This is a genomic window from Sinomonas sp. (assembly GCF_036848755.1).
Classification (GTDB): domain Bacteria; phylum Actinomycetota; class Actinomycetes; order Actinomycetales; family Micrococcaceae; genus Sinomonas.
In genome coordinates, this window is the sequence record NZ_DAIUJO010000050.1 from 26937 (window position 1) to 27968 (window position 1032).

The 1032-nt window shown below is 70.3% G+C and carries 2 protein-coding genes; both read right to left on the bottom strand.

Annotation, left to right across the window (positions count from 1 at the left end):
• Positions 1 to 517: gas vesicle protein GvpJ (gene gvpJ, locus V7053_RS09955; RefSeq protein WP_334172127.1), on the bottom strand; the 517-nt coding region annotated here is incomplete at its 3' end.
• A gap of 69 nt (positions 518 to 586) precedes the next feature.
• Positions 587 to 1032, bottom strand: a 446-nt coding sequence (gvpO, locus tag V7053_RS09960) for a gas vesicle protein GvpO (RefSeq protein WP_334172128.1), incomplete at its 5' end; no start/stop codon positions are given.

Genomic DNA, 1032 nt, shown 5'->3' on the forward strand with positions numbered 1-1032 from the left:
ACTCGTCCCCGTCGGGCCCGCTGCCCCGGATGGCTATTGCGCTCTTCCACCCGCACCACGGGCAGAACTCGTACAGCAGTTGGTCGACGGGCGCGGGCTTGCCGCACTGGGGGCACGTCTCCTTCCGCTCCATCGCGTCGTTCCACGCAACCGTGTTCCGGTTTGTGCCCGAGGGGAAGTCGAGGCCGTAGCGCGCGGCCGTGTCGAACGAGGCGAGGGCCGCCCGGATCCGGATCCCGAGGAGCTCGACCCCGGCGAGCGAGACCGTGATGTCCGCGTTGATGACGAGGCCCTTGTCGAGCAGCGTCTCGATGACGTGGGTCAGGGTGCCCTCTCGGCTGCGCTCGGGCTGAAGAGGCTGGCGTGACGACGGCGGACGCTGCGCGTACGGTGCGGAGGGCTGGCGGCGTGACGAATAGGGCACGACGTCGGAGCCCGACGGATTCGGCGCGGACGACTCACCGCCCGTGCGGGGCACACGGTGCCCGGGCTCGGAACGCTGGCCTTCACTGCTCATCCGCTTGCTTCCGCCTGTCTGGTTGCGCCGACTCCCACTCTTCTCTGGCTGGTTGGTACTGGATGCGGCTCACTTGCCGCTCGGGCGCCCCCGCTGATACCGGGGTCCTCGCGAATAGCCCACGAGATCCCCTTGCGGATCTACCTCCACCGAGTATTCCGCCATGATGTCGGCAGAATCCGGGAAATGGGCGCTCTCGACGACCTCGAGGATCACCGTGAGGTTCCCGTTCTCGTTGCGCGACATCCCGACGACGGCCTCGATGTCCCGCGTCGTGAGCTGCTGGAGCTGCGCGACGGCGCTCTGAGCCAGCCGCGTGGTGCTGAGCCCGCGCTGTGCGCGCTCACCCTGCTCGCGCTCCGGCCGCTCCTCCTCCGGCTCCTGCTGGTCGCGCTCCTGCTCGTCGAGCTCGCGTTCGTGGTGCCCTTCGCGTTCCGGGCGCCTCGGGCGCTCCTCGCGATCCTCGCGCTCCTCCGGCCTGGGCCGCGGCCGGCTCGGCCGCTCACCCGGCGGCC